The following is a 14,849-nucleotide window of genomic DNA, read 5'->3' as shown; positions in this document are numbered from 1 at the left end:
GCGCTCGCCTGGCAGATTGCAAATATTGCGGCCAGACGCGCGCTCGGCGACGTGGTCGGTTGGATTCGCCGGCTGAACCAAGGCTTCGCATGCGGCCTGCCTCGCCTGGGTGGTTGGTTTTAGTGTTGGGCCTGCAACTCAAATACAAGGGAATCCATGCTTCTTCTTTCACCCGTCTTCAAATCTGGCGCGTTCGTCACGGCTGGGCTCGCTCTGCTTGCCGCGTTGAGTACCACCCCTGTTCTTGCCCAAAGCGGACAAACGATCACGGCCTCCGGCCTCGGGCCCAACACGACCAGTCCGACCCGCCGCCAGGTGCGGGATGCGACTTTCTTCGATGCCCAGCAGAAATGCAGGACGGGGCCTTTCCCCGCTCAGCCCGTTCAGATGCTCGGCATCGGTGTCGCCCCCACGGTTCAGAACGGCCAAAGATTGTTTTTCGCTGAATGGCGCTGCGGCTGAAGTCTGCGGTTGGCTGATTCTTTTCCATCGGGCATGGGCGCCAGCGGTGGGGCGCTGGATGCAGCGCTCGCCTTTCAGCGCACCGGCTCGGCCGCGAGCGCCTCGCGCAAGATGCGGCGGATCTCCAGGATCGCCCGGGGGTTCTCCTGCACGCTGTGGTGCGAGGTCAGCACCAGCTCCGACTCGGCACCTGCCAGGTGGGCGCTGCCGTAGGGCACGATGCCATCGCTCGACTGCGCGAGCGGGGTTCCTGGGTCTTCGCGGCCCATGATGGAGTGGTAGCGCACGCCCGGGCCGATCGGCAGGTCGGCGGCCGCGCGCACGAACGGATCGGTGTCGCCCAGGTTGTCGATGCTGTTGGGCAGGCGCGGCGGCACCCCGCCCTCGACGGGCTGCGCGGCATGGGCTCTGGCCAGCACGCGGGTCGCATCGCCGAAGCGCTCCAGCACGGCCAGCGGCAGCGTCACCATGTTGGCCAGCCAGCGCGAGAGGGTCTTGTTGGCGAACGGCGTTCCCCGGTGGGGCGCGGCGATGAAGACCGCCCGGGTCACCTGCGGCAGGGGATGGAACACCAGGAAGGGGCCCAGGTCCTCACGCAGCCGGGCCAGGTCTTGCGGGGGCAGCACGGGGCGGCCGATGACCTGGTCCCACAGCGTGCCGCCCGATTCCGACACCAGCAGCCGCGCCAGCACGCCGCCCATGCTGTGGCCCACCAGCACGATGTCGCGCGATGCGCGCGCCGTGCCGGCGGGATCGAAGTGCGCCAGCGTCTGCAACAGGGCCTCCCGGATGTCGTGCTGGTTGAGGGCCAGCGGCGCATTGGTGGGGTAGTACACCTGCCACACCTGGTAGGCGTCCCGCAACTGCGCATCGCCCAGGACCTCGTTGGCCACGTTGATCCAGGCCTCGGGGCTGCTGGCCAGCCCGTGCAGCATGACGATGGTGCGGCGGTTCGGGTCATAGGGCTGCATGAGGTGGATGCGCGGCGCGTCCAGCCGGTCGCTCCAGCCCAGCAGCGTGCGCATGGCCTGCGTGGCAAAGCCCGAGCGCGCCAGCCACAGGCCGTACCCCGCGGTGAAGTTGCCCGCCAGTGGCACCTGCTGCCCGCCCAGTTCCACCCGCGCGGTATGGTAGGGGTCGTAGATCGCCACCTGCACCTCCTGCGTGCGCAGTACCTCGCCCAGCGTCTTGCCGGGAAACCGCAGCAGCGCGGTGGCCGCGGGGTAGGGCATTTCCTTGAACGGTGCGGGCGCTCGTTCGCCCGGCTCGGGGGCGGACGCCGCCACCAGCTCCGTGCCGAAGCCATCGCGCCGGTAGGTGTTGCGAACGCCGGAAAACCGCAGCGTGGTGGCCGGGATCAGTTCCTCGGGCAGCGGGGCGTCGCTGGGCAGGCGGATGTCCGAGGCGTCGCTGGAAATCCGCCAGGCGCCGAGGGTGCGCGCCTCATCCGACCGGCGCCCTTCGGCGCGGTAGCGCTGGAACAGCAGGGTCACCACGCGCTGCGTGGCGAAGTTGTAGTAGTCGCGCACCTGCGTCTGCCGGTCCTCGAACGCGCGCTCGCCGGGGGAGCGCTGCGTGAAGAACAGATAGGCCCAGGCGTGGCGGGCCGATTCCATCCAGGCATCGAGCGCCTCGTCCGGCGGCAGCGGCGCGCTGCGGTCGCGTTCGCCTTCGAGGCCCACCTGCAGCCAGACCTCGGCCAGCGCCGACAGGCGCTGCTCCTCGCTGATGCCGTTCGAGGCGGCCAGCTGGTTGCGGCAGTCGGCCAGGTCGTCCGCACAGGTGTCGGCATCGCTGCCGATCACGCGCAGCACCTCTTCGGTGGCCTCGCTGACCCGGCCGCTGGTGAGCACGTCGCCGCGCCGCTGCGACAGGTATTCGCGCGGGGACATCGACGACACCGTCACCCCCGCGCAGCCGCACAGCACGGCCGCTGCGCACAGCGCGGCGAGCCCTCGCAACACCGACCAGGGTGTGCGGCGCGGGGCAGGGGCCCAGGTGCGGTGGAGCGGCGGCGGGGTGGGTGGCGACATGGGGCGGGCCGGGCGGCGACGGGGTGGCCGATGTTACCCGGCGGCCCCGCGAATGGGGCGCTGCCTGACGCCGCGGCGCGCAGCGCTGCGGTACGCTTGCCGGCTTATGAGGATCTCTCCGGAACACCGCCTGCGGGCTGCCTTGCGCGTGGCGCTGAGCCACTATGTCTTCAACGGCCTGTCGGTGGCCTTCGGCCTGCTGCTCATCTCGGCCGGGGTGCACGGGTGGCTGGGTGCGGCGGCCGCCGCCTCGGCGTCGGTCGGGGTCATCGTCACGGCGCCGCCCGACCTGCCCGGCCCGGCGCGGGGCAAGTTCTGGCAGATGCTGCCGGCGCCCCTGTTGGGCGTGCCGCTCTTTTTCGGGGTGCAGATGCTGCACCCGTCGGAGCTGGCCCTGGGAATGCTGATCGTGCCAGCCAGCTTCGTCGCGTTCCTGGCCATGGCCTGGGGCAAGCGCGGCGTGCCGATCGCGGTGGCCTTGATGTTCTCCATGGTGTTCTCCATGGCCGTGCCGCCCACGCCGGGCGTAGACCCGTTGACGGCGGCGCTGGCCACCACCGGGCATTTCGCGCTGGGGGCGGCTTTGTATGTGGTGTATTCGGTGGTGGCCAACCATGCGCTCAATGCGCGCTACCGCGTGCAGTCGGTGGCGGATGCGCTGCTGGCGCTCGCTGCGCTGATGCGCGTGCAGGCGCGCCAGTTCACGCCGGTCGATCTGCAGGGCCCGCCCGCGCCCGCCTTGGCGGGGGCCTTGCTGCACCGGCAGGCGGCCCTGGCCGAGCAGTTGCAGGCCGCGCGCAACATCGTGCTGGAGTCGCCCCGCACGCCGCGGCGCCAGCGGCTGGCCGGCATGCTGCTGCTGGTGCTGGAGATGCGCGACCACCTGCTGGCCTGCGAGCTGGACCTGGACACGCTCAAGGCCCACCCCGGCCATGCGCCCGTGGTGGTCGGGCTGCGCGACGTGCTGCACCACGTGGCCGACGAGATGGAGCGCCTGGCCGATGCCATGCTCATCGGCCGCAGGCCCACCGCCTTCGCCGACCACCGGCCCCACCTGGCGGCCCTGCGCTGGGACGAAGTGCCTCAGCCCCAGCCCGGGCCCGAGGGCGCCAACCCGTCGCCCCGCCTCCTGGCGCGCGGGCTGGCGGACCGCATCGGCCACATCAACGACGAGGCGCTGCGCATGATCGCCCTGGCCCGCGGCGAGGCCGAGCCCAACCTGGCCGTGGTGCGTGCGAACTGGCAGATGTTCGTGAGCCCCACCGCGTGGTCGTGGCATCCGTTCAACGGCCTGTGGCGCTGGGATGCGCCGCCGCTGCGCCATGCCATCCGCGCGGCGCTGGCCATGGGCGTGGGATACGCGGTGGCGCAGGCACTGCCCTGGGGCACGCACGCCTACTGGATTTTGCTGACCATCGTGGTGGTGCTGCGCGGCAGCCTGGCGCAGACCCTGGAGCGGCGCAACAGCCGCGTGGCCGGCACGCTGCTGGGCTGCGTGCTGGCGCTGGGGCTGCTGTCCATGCACCCCACCGCGCTGGGCCTGATCGTGTGCCTCACGCTGGCGCAGGCCGTGGCCCATGGCTTTGCCGTGCGGCGCTACCTCATCACCGCGGTGGCGGCCACCGTGCTCGGGCTGGTGCAGTCGCACATGCTGCATGCGGGCAGCAGCACGGCCTTCGCGCTGTTCGAGCGGCTGGCCGATACCCTGATCGGCACCGGCGTGGCCTGGGCGTTTTCCTATGTGCTGCCCTCGTGGGAGCGCACGCAGATCCCCGCCCTCGTGTCGCGCACCCTGGCCGCTCAGGCGCTGCATGCGCGCGAGGCGCTGGCCCTGGGGCAATTGCAGGCCGTGGACAACGCGCCCGAGCTGGCCTGGCGGCTGGCGCGGCGCGAGGCCTACGACAGTCTCTCGGCCCTGGTGCAGGCCACGCAGCGGTCGCTGTCGGAGCCGCGCGCCGTGCGCCCGCCGCTCGAACCCCTGGAGCGGCTGCAGGTGCACTGCTACCAGTTGCTGGCCCAGCTCACGGCCGTGAAGACCATGCTGCTGCTGCGCCGCGGCCACCTGGAGCCCGAGCGGCTGCAGGCGCCGCTGGCCACCACGGCCGAGGCCATCGGCAACGCCCTGTCCGCGCCCCGTGCTGCGGCGGATGCCGCCATGCCCCCCCGCATCTCGCCCGGCCCCGAGCCGCTGCCCGACCCGTTCGATGCCCAGCTCGGCCCGTGGCTGCTGCGCCGCCTGGGCCTAGCGGTGGGGCTGGCCGAGGAGCTGCGGAGCGATGCGGATCAGGTGCTGCAAAGCATGAACACGAAGGCGCCTGACGCGCAGCCCGTGGCCGAACGCAGCGCCTGAGGGCGACCGAGGGCGCTGCCCGGGAACGCGCTCAGTCCCGGTGGGCCTGGATCTCGCCTTCCTCGTCGCCTTCGGGCACGGTGGGCAGGCGCGCTTGCGCAGGCGTAGCCGCCGTGGCCTTCCATTGCCCGGCCGGCTCCACCTCATGGCCGGGGTCCGCGCGGAGCACGGGCTCGTACAAGATCCACTGCGCCACGGTGCGCATGGCCTCGGCGCCCCGGTTGTTCTGTCGCTTCAGGAAGAAGTCCAGGCCGCGCTCGCGCAGGATCTTGGCTTTTTCGCGCAGCAGCAGCAGGGTGGGCTCCCACAGTTCGTCCTTTACCACCAGGTCGTCGAAACCCTGCGCATGCACCTGGGCCTCCCGCAGGCGCGTGGCTCCCTGCTCCCGGCACAGCGCAGCGCGCTTCATATGCTCCACCCCCTCGTCCCTTCGGCGCGCCATCACCGGCGACCGGCCGGTCTTGCCCATCGCCTTGCGCTGCATGCGTGCTGCGGCCTGCTCCAGGTGCTCCGCGGCGGCGGCCGTCTGGTCCGCCTCCAGCGCCTTGCGTGCCTGCTTCAGATGCGCGCGGGTGGAGCGCAGGTCCATGCCGGCCGCCTCGAATTCCGTGGCTGCGCTTTCGTATCCCGCGCAGGCCGCCTCGAACTGCGCCTTGGCAGCTTCGCCATCCATGCGGGCGAGCGCGCGGAACATGTCCAGCGCGGGGGCGGCGGGCGCCTTCATCGCCTTGTCGGCGAACATGGCCGCCAGGCCGTTGCCCTGTGCGAACGCCTGGGTCTGCTCCATGAAATGTTCGAGCTGCAGCTCGGACGCGGCATGCTTCAAGTCGTCCTCCACCGCAGCGCCCAGCTTGCCCACCCCGTAGGCGGACCAGCTGTCCCACTCGTCGCGCACGAGCTGCTGGAACACGTCGAACTCCGAGACATCGGTGGCGCGGTCGCTGCGCATCGGGTCGATCTCGTCGTCGAACACGAACAGCGTGCAAAAGTGGGTCACGGCCTTGGAGACCAGCTCCCGGCCGTAGCTGGCATCCAGCAGCCCCAGGCTGCCGCTGGCCTTCTGGCGCGGGCCGTTCTTCGGATCGTCCTGCACGGATTCCGCGAACTGCACCCCCAGCGTGGCGCGGCCCGACACCTCCACCTTCATCTGGGCCGTGGCATCGCGGTAGATGGTGGTCATGTAGCCGGCCACCGTGGTGCGGGTCTGGCCGTTGTCCTGCCGGGATTTGACGCCCACGCCCGCTGACACGCCGGCCCGCCGCCCCTTGCCCGCCACCTCGCCCACCCGCACGCCCGCGCTGAGCGACACGTTGGTCTCGGTGCCCATGCTGCTGCGCCGCGCGTCGTCGATGATCCCCATGCTCAGCTCGGGATGGTGGGCCAGCAGCTCCCGCATCCAGTCCCGGCGGGCCGGCTGCCCATCCCCGGTGGGGGCCGCTATGTCGAACAGATGCTCCAGCGCGTCGATGAACTGCGCGTCCAGCTGGGGCTCGCGGTTCTTGGTCAGCCGGGGCATGCGCATCTGCACGCCGTTTTCCACGCTCCGCTCGCCGCGCCAGCGCCAGTCGGCCCCGCCGGTCACGCCGAAGCTGGCCTGGTCGGTGTCCATCGCGACCGAGTAGCCGGTGTTCACCCCGGCACCGGCCTGTACCTGGTTGGTGGACTGGGACGTGATCTGCAGGTACATGCCGGTGCGGCCCCGGTACAGCTCCAGGATGCGGTCCTCGTTGTGCTGCACGCCGCCGATGAGCTTGACGCCCAGGCCCACGGCGCTCGTGATCGCCGCGGCCGCCGACAGCGGGCCGAGGTTGACACCGTAGGTCTTCTGGCCCAGCAGCTTCATCCGGTCGCGCCATTCGAGGTGCTGGGCCACATCGCGCAGCAGGTTGAACAGCGCCCGGCTGTTGGTGGCGTTGGCCGGGTCCCCGTCGTGCAGCAGGTTGAGGGCCTTGTACAGGGCCACGTGGAAGGCATTGCCCTGGGCGTGCACGTGTTCTCCATCGGTGCCGACCGACGGCGTGGCGGGGCCATTGTTCGCCTCTTGCAGTGGCTCGCTCAGCAATGCGTGCTGCAGCAGGGCGAGGGCTTGCACGCCGGTGTGCGGCTGGGCGCGCAGCTGCTCCCATGCGAAGCGCATCGCGGGCGATTCCGTGGCGGTGGTGATCTCGCCGCCACGGCGGGCGGCTTTTCGCGCTGCATCGCGCCGCGCGGCATCGCATTGCGCCCGGATGCCTTCGAGCAGGGCGTTGTCCAGCACCATGGAAGCGCGCTCGGTGCCTTCGGGCGCCCAGCGTATCTTCTCGGCGATGGCCTGCCAGGCCAGCTCGGATTCGGAGGGCACCTCGGTCGCAGGCCGTTGCGCACGCGCGCCCCGGAGGTATTGGGTGAGGTGGTCCGCCGCCTTCTCCAGCTCTTCTTCCGCCCGGCGGTTCGGGGTGGGCAAGGCGGTGGCCGATCCCACCTGCAGGGCCTGCGGCAGCGAGCGCAGCGGGTTGATCTTCTGGCTCCGCCGGCTCTTGGGGGCGGCGGTGCTGGGCGCGTCGCCCTCGGTGTGGTCGATGTCGTGCAGCCAGTCCGCGATTTTCTGCAGGTGCTGGTTGGCGCGGTCGTAGGGGGAGCCTTTGGCGTTGCTGCGGTAGCCGTTGCGGATGGCGTGGTAGGCCGCGCGCTCATCGTCCGTGCAGGCGGCCAGGGCCTGGGCCGGGTCCGCGGCATGCAGGGCCGTGCGGGCGGCATGGGAGGCGCCGGCCAGCCATTCGCGCAACTGCGGCGTGGGCGCGGCCCGCATCGCAGCCTCGGTCTGCAGCGCCAGGCGTGCCGTGTGGCGGCGGGTGTGGTCGGGCGTGCCTTCGGCGGCCGGTGCCAGCAGGTGGCCCAGCACCTGGGTGCCGCGCGGCATGCGGGCCAGCAGCTCCACCGTGCGCTGCGTGGCGGCGTCCAGCGCCGGGGCCGTGTCCGGGCCCGCAGCCGGGTCGGGCAGCAGCGTGCCCCAGGTGTGGGTGCGCAGGGCCTGCAGCGTCTGCAGCGCCACCTCGGCATGGCCCCCGCTGGTGTCGGCCAGGGCCTTGATTGCCATCGTCAGCGCGCCTGCGGGCGCGATGGCCTCGGCGCCGTGGCGGGTCGGGTCGATGGCCTTCACCCAGTCGCGGAGCGCCTCGCGCAGGGCGGCAATCGCGGGCGAGCTTCGGTACACCTCGAAGCCGGGCAGGCGCCGCAATTGCAAGTCGATGATCTCGCCGTAGGTCTTTTGCAGGGCTTCGGTCGCCGTCCGGTGGCGGCGCTGGGCGTGCTCCAGTTGCAGTTCGGCCTCCTTGCGGCGTCGGGCCAGTGCCGGCTGCAGCGACTTCAGATCGTCGGCGCCGGCTTCGAATTCGAACAGTTCGCGTGCCTGATCCGTGGCCAGCTTCTGGATGTCTTTCAGCTCGGCGTCCTTGCCCTGGCTGCTTCGCTCCAGTTCGGCGTGCTTGGCGGCTTGTTGGCTTCTCAGCGCCTGCAACGCCTCGATGTGCCGGGTCAGCGCTTCCTGATCGCTGCCGCCCCGGTCACCTGCCGCATCGTTTTCTGCGAGCGATCGGTCGAGCCTTTGGTCCAGCCGATGAAGCGCAGCCCGCAAGCTGGCCATGGATTTTTGTTCGCTGGCGAGCCGGTGTGCCTGGTCGGCCAGGCTGGCCGCCCTTTGGCCGCGCTCGCTGGCCTCTTCACTCAGGCGCGTTTCATGGTGCTGCACCAGCCGCTCCATGGCGATGGCCTTGTCCACGGCGATCTGGGCCAGCCGCACGGTTTCGGCGGCCTTCATCTGCCCGGTCAGCACCGGCTCCAGGCTCTCCCACTGACCGCGGCTGCGCGAAGGGAGGCGCGAGGGATCCTTCGGGGTGTTCTGGTAGCGGAGCATTTCCTCGACGGGCTTCGGGTGGCCCCGCGCCATGCCGAAACAACTGCCTACCTTGGTCGCCAACTGGCCCAGCACCGATTTGGGCTTGCGCGGGGGCATGGCCGCGGCATCGGCGGCGGGCAGCGGCTGCGCGAGGTATTTGCGCGCTGCCCGGCCTGCGTCGTACAGGGGCGACAGCAGTTCGTTCTGCGCTGCACGCGGATCGAGCTGGTGCAGCTTGTGGTGGGCCTGCTTGTGGCTGGCCGGCGCGCCGGCGTGGGCACTCGATGTCGAGTTGCCGGGCAGGCCTGCGGACGAGATGGTGGGACGCACTGAGAGTTTGGGCATGGTGTCCAGTCATTCATGGGCGTCGTGTGCGTTCCGCGGGCGAGGGGTGCCCGGGAACAGTGGCTGGACCGGGCGCATTGCACGCCCTGCGTTGGCTGGCCACGACACGCGCGATGTTGCAGTGCGGCACCCGGGGCGGCGGACCTGCCTGCGAAGAGGGGTGCGGCCGCGCGAAGCCAAGGTCTTGATCTGGTGCGCCAGCGAGAGTGTGCCGGCCGTGCTAAGTTCCGGGCCGAACCGACGATCAGGTGATAAAGAAACGACCAAATGATGATGAGCCATCTGCAGCGGAAAATCCACGCGCAGCCCGCCAGCCGACTGGCTGGCATGCGCCGTGGCATCGAAAAAGAGGGACTGCGGGTGCTGCCCACGGGAGGGCTGGCGCTCACGCCGCACCCGGCGGCGCTCGGCTCGGCGCTGACCCATCCCCACATCACCACCGACTACAGCGAGTCGCAGATCGAGCTGATCACGGGCGCGCGCCTGGGCGTGCAGGAATGCCTGGACGAACTCACCGAGATCCACCAGTTCGTCTACCGCAGCCTGCAGGCTTCGGGCGGCGAGATGCTGTGGCTGTCCAGCATGCCCTGCGGCCTGCCCACCGACGAGACCATTCCCCTGGCGCGCTACGGCTCGTCCAACGTGGGGCGCGCCAAGAGCGTGTACCGCATGGGGCTGGGCCACCGCTACGGCCGGCGCATGCAGACCATCTCGGGCATCCACTACAACTGGTCGCTGCCCGATGTGACCAGCGACGAATACTTCGCGCTGATCCGCAACTTCCGCCGCCATGCCTTCGTGCTGCTGTACCTGTTCGGCGCCTCGCCCGCGCTGTGCCCATGCTTCGTGCAGGGGCGCGAGCACGGCCTGCAGCGCCTGGGCGGCGAGGCGCTCTACCTGCCGCACGCCACCTCGCTGCGCATGGGCCGCCTGGGCTACCAGAGCGATGCGCAGGCCACGCTGGCGGTGAGCTACAACGGCCTGGACGGCTACGCCGCCTCGCTGCGCGAAGCCCTGAGCCGGCCATACCCCGCCTACGAGGCGCTGGGCGTGCGCAACCCCGGGGGCGAATACAACCAGCTGGGCACCAGCCTGCTGCAGATCGAGAACGAGTTCTACGGCACCATCCGCCCCAAGCGCACCGTGCGCTCGGGCGAGCGGCCCCTGAACGCGCTGCGCGACCGGGGGGTGGAATACGTCGAGGTGCGGCTGATGGACCTGGACCCGTTCGCGCCGCTGGGCATCGAGACGCAGACCATGCGCCTGCTGGACGTGTTCCTGCTGCATTGCCTGCTGTCCGACAGCCCGCCCGACACGCCGCAGGAGATCGCCGAGCTGCAGCGCAACCAGCACCTGACCGCCGAGCGCGGCCGCGAGCCGGGCCTGCTGCTGCAGCGCGCCGGGCGCGAGATCCCGCTGGCCGAATGGGGCGCGCAGGTGCTGGCCGAATGTGAGCCACTGGCCGCGGCGCTGGACGCCGCGCACGGCACCGGCGACTACGGCAGCGCGCTGGCCGATGCGCGGCGCCTCATGCAGCAGCCGCAGGCCACGCCGTCGGCCCGCGTGCTCGACCGCATGGCCGAGGCGCACGGCAAGAGCTTCAGCGCCTTCGCGCTGGAGCGATCGCAATGGGCGCGCGACACGCTGCTGGCCATGCCCTGGACCGAGGCGCAGCAGGCCCGGTTCGAGGCCGCCGCCGCGCAATCGGTGGCCGAGCAAAAGGCCATCGAAGCGGCGGACACCCTGCCGTTCGAAGCCTGGCGCGAGCAGTACATGGCGGTGCCCGTCCACGGGTGATACCGGCGCGGCCCGGGCATCGCCGGGACGGCCGCCCGCGCTGAGCGCCTAGCCCGGCTTGCGGGCCTGCGCCGCACTGCGGATGCCCTGCAGCGTGCCCGTGGGCGTGATGGCCTCCGGGTCCAGCAGGCAGTGCAGCACGCAGGGCAGGCCGCTGGCCCGGGCGCGTGCCAGCGCCGGGGCGAACTCCGCCGTCGTCTCCACCCGCTCGCCATGCCCGCCGAAGGCCGCGGCATAGGCCTTGAAATCCGGGTTCTTCAACTGGGTGGCGCTCACGCGACCGGGGTATTCGCGCTCCTGGTGCATGCGGATGGTGCCGTACATGGCGTTGTCCAGCAGCACCACGATGATGGGCAGGCCGTACTGCACGGCGGTGGCGAACTCCTGCCCGTGCATCAGAAAGTCGCCGTCGCCCGCGAACACCACCACCTCGCGCTGCGGCCACAGCCGCTTGGCCCCCACGCCGGCCGGCAGGCCGTAGCCCATCGATCCACTGGTGGGCGCCAACTGGCTGGCATAGGCGGTGAAAGGCCAGAAGCGGTGCACCCAGGTGGCGAAGTTGCCCGCGCCGTTGCAGAAGATCGCATCGGCCGGCAGCACCTCGCGCAGGTGGCGCATGACCTCGCCCATCTGCAGCGGGCCCGGGATGCGGATCGGGTCCGGATCGCTCCAGGCCAGGTACTCGGCGCGGGCGGCCTGCGTGTGCGCCGCCCAGCGCACCGCGGCGGGCGGCTGCAGCGCGGCGAGTGCGTTGGCAAAGGCCTGCGGCGTGGCGTGGATGGACTGCGTTGCCCGGTACAGGCGGCCCAGTTCGTTGGCATCGGCATGCACATGCACCAGGGGCTGCGCCGGCACGGGAATGTCGAACAGCTCGTAGCCCTGCGACGGAATCTCCGACAGGCGCCCGCCCACCACCAGCACCAGATCGCTCCCGCGAATGCGCGCCAGCAGCTTGGGGTTCACCCCCAGGCCCAGGTCGCCACCGTAGCTGGCGTGGTCGGCCGGGAACAGCATCTGCCGGCGGAACGAGCAGTACACCGGCAGCGACCAGGCCTGCGCGAACGCCACGAAGTCGCGCACCGCCTGCTCTGACCACCGGCTGCCGCCCAGGATGGCGACGGGACGCTCGGCGGCGGCCAGGCGCTCGGCCAGTTCCTGCAGCGCGGCCGCGCCGGGGTGGGTTTCCGGCACCGTGTAGGGCAGGGCGTCGGCCACCTGCACGGCATCGGTCAGCATGTCCTCGGGCAGCGCCACCACCACCGGGCCCGGGCGGCCCGACGTGGCGACGTGGAAGGCGCGCGACACCAGTTCGGGCACGCGGCGCGCGTCATCGATCTGCACCACCCACTTGGCCATGGTGCCGAACACCGCGCCGTAGTCCAGCTCCTGGAACGCCTCGCGGCCCAGCGCGCCGCGCGCCACCTGGCCCACGAACACGATGAGCGGCGTCGAATCCTGGTGCGCGATGTGGATGCCGGCCGAGGCATTGGTCACCCCCGGGCCACGCGTCACGAAGCAGATGCCGGGCTGCCCGGTGAGCTTGCCCTGCGCCTCGGCCATCATGGCTGCGCCGCCCTCCTGGCGGCACACGGTGACGGCGATCTGCGCGTCGTGCAGGGCATCCAGCACGGCCAGGTAGCTTTCGCCGGGCACGCAGAAAAGCTGTTGCACGCCGTGCAGGATGAGCTGGTCCACGAGGACCTGGCCGCCGGTGCGGGGAGAAACGGTGGAAGTCATGAAGGCGTCGATCAAGGGCGTTGAAGGAATGGAAACATGGCGGGCCGGCTCACCGCAGCGCCGCGCAGGCGTCCTGGATGCGCTGGCAGGCCGTCTGCAGCTGGGCCATCGAGGTAGCGTACGAGATGCGGAAGTACGGCGCCAGCCCGAAATACGTGCCCGGCACCACCGCCACCTCGTACTCGGCCAGCAGGTACTGGCAAAAGTCCACGTCGGTCTTGAGCAGCGCGCCGCCCGGCGTGGTGCGGCCCAGCGTGCCGGCGCAACTGGCATAGGTGTAGAAAGCGCCCTCGGGGGTGCGGCAGCGCAGGCCGGGCGCCTGGTTCAGCGCCTGCACCACGAAGTCGCGCCGGGCCTGGAAATCCGCGCAGCGCTCGGCCACGATGACCTGCGGCCCGGTCAGCGCCTCGATGGCCGCCGCCTGGCTGATGGAGGAGGGGCACGAGGTGCATTGGCTCTGCACCACCGCCATGGCGGCGATCAGCTCGCGCGGGCCGCCGGCGAAGCCGATGCGCCAACCCGTCATGGCATAGGCCTTGGACACGCCGTTCACCGTGAGGCAGCGGTTTTTCAGGCGTGGCTCCAGCGCGGCTGGCGTGGCGAAGGCCGCGCCGTCGTACAGGATGTGCTCGTAGATGTCGTCCGACAGCAGCCACACCTGCGGGTGGCGCAGCAGCACGTCCAGCAGCGGTCGCAACTGCGCGGCGCTGTAGGCGGCCCCGGTGGGGTTGGAGGGCGAGTTGAGCAGCAGCCAGCGCGTGCGCGGCGTGATGGCCGCCTCCAGCGCGGCCGGCGTCAGCCGAAAACCGTCCGCCTCGGTGCACGGCACGGTGACCGGCACGCCGCCCGCGATCGTCACCACGTCGGCATACGACGACCAGTAGGGCGCGGGCAGGATCACCTCGTCGCCCGGGTCCAGCGTGGCCATGAACGCGTTGTAGAGCACCTGCTTGGCGCCCGTGCCCACGGTGATCTCGTCCAGGGCGAAGTCCAGGCCGTTGTCCCGCCGGAACTTCTCGCGCACCGCCTCCTTCATCGCCGGGCTGCCGTCCAGCACCGTGTAGCGGGTCTCTCCGCGCGCCAGCGCCCGGCGCGCCGCCTCCAGGATGTGGTCGGGCGTGTCGAAGTCGGGCTCGCCCGCACCCAGCACGATCACCGGCCGGCCCGAGCGCTTGAGCGCGTTGGCATGGTCCGTGATGCGCAGGATGGGCGAAACGCCCAGCGCCGCGATGCGCCGCGCGGGCGTGAAGGTGCCGGCCGGGGCCGCGCCGTTGGTCAGAGCCGTGGGCAAGGCGGTGGCGGTCATTTGAGGTAGGCCTCCAGCGGCTTGTCGTTGGGCGCCGCGATCAGCTGCCGCAGCGTGCCGCTCATGGGCAGGTTCAGGCTCAGGTTGCGCGGCGGGATGGGGCTGGTGAACCACTTGGCGTAGATCTTTTCCAGCTCGCCCGTCTGCATCAGCCGCACCAGCACGCCGTCCACCCCGGCCTTGAACGCGGGGTCGTCCTTGCGGAACAGCAGCGCGATCGGCTCCGATCCCATCGGCTCCCCCGCGATGCGGTAGGCCGCCGGGTCCTTGGAAGTGGCAATGGCGCCCGCCAGCAGGTTGTCGTCCAGCACGAAGGCATCGGCGCGGCCCGACTCCATCAGCAGGAAGCTCTCCTGGTGGTCCTTGCCCAGCAGCGTCTTGATGGGGGCGCCCAGCGCGCGCTCCTGCTTGCGCAGCATCTGCACGGCGGTGGTGCCGGCCGACGCGGCCACGGTGCGCCCGCCCAGTTGGCTGACCGAGTTCAAATCCGAATCCGCGCGCACCGCCATGCGCACCTCGCTCACGTAGGTGGTCACGGCAAAGGCCACCTGCTGCTGGCGCGCCGTGTTGTTGGTGGTGGGCCCGCAGCCGATGTCGATGGTGCCGTTCTGCACCAGCGCCAGCGTGTTCTGCGCGGTCACCGCCATGTATTCGAGCCGGGCCTGCGGCGCGATCTCCTTCATCACGCGCTCGCACAGCTCCACGTGGTAGCCCACGAACTTCTCGTTCGCGCCCAGGGCGTAGGCCATGGGCGGCGAGGCCTCGCGCACCCCCAGCACCACCTTGCCGGCGGCCTTGATCTTCTCCAGCGTGGGCTGCTGCGCCGATGGGTTGGCGGGCGGTGCGGACGCCTGCGCGGCGGCTGCGCCGCACCAGAAAAAGGCCGCAGCGGCCGTGGCCGCGCCAGCCAGGGCCTTGAGGGGGAATGCCATGGGTGCTTGTCTC

8 protein-coding genes are annotated in these 14,849 nt (G+C 71.0%); 3 read left to right on the top strand and 5 right to left on the bottom strand.

The features are described from left to right. Positions 1-156: 156 nt before the first annotated feature. The gene (locus AVME950_RS03650) at positions 157-462 is read left to right on the top strand and encodes a hypothetical protein (protein WP_284428797.1); all 306 of its coding nucleotides are present in this window, start codon (positions 157-159) and stop codon (positions 460-462) included. Positions 463-536: 74 nt separating this feature from the next. Here AVME950_RS03650 and AVME950_RS03645 read toward each other — a convergent pair whose 3' ends face one another. Further along, positions 537-2,495: an esterase/lipase family protein gene (locus tag AVME950_RS03645; RefSeq protein ID WP_284428796.1), complete on the bottom strand. Its 1,959-nt coding sequence runs from the start codon at positions 2,493-2,495 to the stop codon at positions 537-539. A gap of 106 nt (positions 2,496-2,601) precedes the next feature. Here AVME950_RS03645 and AVME950_RS03640 point away from each other — a divergent pair, with 106 nt between their 5' ends. Continuing rightward, positions 2,602-4,845 (top strand): FUSC family protein, encoded by a 2,244-nt coding sequence (locus tag AVME950_RS03640; RefSeq protein WP_284428795.1) that lies wholly within the window; start codon positions 2,602-2,604, stop codon positions 4,843-4,845. A gap of 31 nt (positions 4,846-4,876) precedes the next feature. On the opposite strand, the gene xopZ is transcribed toward AVME950_RS03640, so the two are convergent. Then, complete coding sequence (gene xopZ, locus AVME950_RS03635; protein WP_284428794.1) at positions 4,877-9,064, bottom strand: XopZ family type III secretion system effector; 4,188 nt, start codon at positions 9,062-9,064, stop codon at positions 4,877-4,879. 273 nt (positions 9,065-9,337) lie between these two features. Between xopZ and gshA the strand changes: the two genes are divergently transcribed. Continuing rightward, positions 9,338-10,861 carry a glutamate--cysteine ligase gene (gene gshA, locus AVME950_RS03630; protein ID WP_284424946.1) on the top strand — a complete coding sequence of 508 codons (1,524 nt, stop codon included), beginning with the start codon at positions 9,338-9,340 and terminating at the stop codon, positions 10,859-10,861. A gap of 48 nt (positions 10,862-10,909) precedes the next feature. Here the strand turns inward: gshA and AVME950_RS03625 are convergent, their stop codons facing one another. The 3 genes from AVME950_RS03625 to AVME950_RS03615 are packed head-to-tail and all read right to left on the bottom strand — an operon-like array spanning position 10,910 to position 14,836. Beyond that, complete coding sequence (locus tag AVME950_RS03625) at positions 10,910-12,598, bottom strand: thiamine pyrophosphate-binding protein (protein ID WP_284428793.1); 1,689 nt, start codon at positions 12,596-12,598, stop codon at positions 10,910-10,912. A 49-nt stretch (positions 12,599-12,647) separates the two neighbouring features. Continuing rightward, positions 12,648-13,904, bottom strand: a complete 1,257-nt coding sequence (locus tag AVME950_RS03620) for a pyridoxal phosphate-dependent aminotransferase (protein ID WP_284428792.1) — start codon at positions 13,902-13,904, stop codon at positions 12,648-12,650. Continuing rightward, positions 13,901-14,836 (bottom strand): amino acid ABC transporter substrate-binding protein, encoded by a 936-nt coding sequence (locus AVME950_RS03615; protein ID WP_284399537.1) that lies wholly within the window; start codon positions 14,834-14,836, stop codon positions 13,901-13,903. The genes AVME950_RS03620 and AVME950_RS03615 overlap by 4 nt, the downstream gene beginning before the upstream one ends. Positions 14,837-14,849 lie beyond the last annotated feature (13 nt).

Source organism: Acidovorax sp. SUPP950 (assembly GCF_030158935.1).
Lineage (GTDB): Bacteria > Pseudomonadota > Gammaproteobacteria > Burkholderiales > Burkholderiaceae_C > Paracidovorax.
The sequence above is the reverse complement of the archived record's forward strand: the minus strand, read 5'-3'. Positions and strand labels throughout refer to the sequence as shown.

Coding starts and splice junctions, on each gene's coding strand:
- AVME950_RS03650 (WP_284428797.1), top strand. CDS start 157: ATGCTTCTTCTTTCACCCGTCTTCAAATCTGGCGCGTTCGTCACGGCT.
- AVME950_RS03645 (WP_284428796.1), bottom strand. CDS start 2,495: ATGTCGCCACCCACCCCGCCGCCGCTCCACCGCACCTGGGCCCCTGCC.
- AVME950_RS03640 (WP_284428795.1), top strand. CDS start 2,602: ATGAGGATCTCTCCGGAACACCGCCTGCGGGCTGCCTTGCGCGTGGCG.
- xopZ (WP_284428794.1), bottom strand. CDS start 9,064: ATGCCCAAACTCTCAGTGCGTCCCACCATCTCGTCCGCAGGCCTGCCC.
- gshA (WP_284424946.1), top strand. CDS start 9,338: ATGAGCCATCTGCAGCGGAAAATCCACGCGCAGCCCGCCAGCCGACTG.
- AVME950_RS03625 (WP_284428793.1), bottom strand. CDS start 12,598: ATGACTTCCACCGTTTCTCCCCGCACCGGCGGCCAGGTCCTCGTGGAC.
- AVME950_RS03620 (WP_284428792.1), bottom strand. CDS start 13,904: ATGACCGCCACCGCCTTGCCCACGGCTCTGACCAACGGCGCGGCCCCG.
- AVME950_RS03615 (WP_284399537.1), bottom strand. CDS start 14,836: ATGGCATTCCCCCTCAAGGCCCTGGCTGGCGCGGCCACGGCCGCTGCG.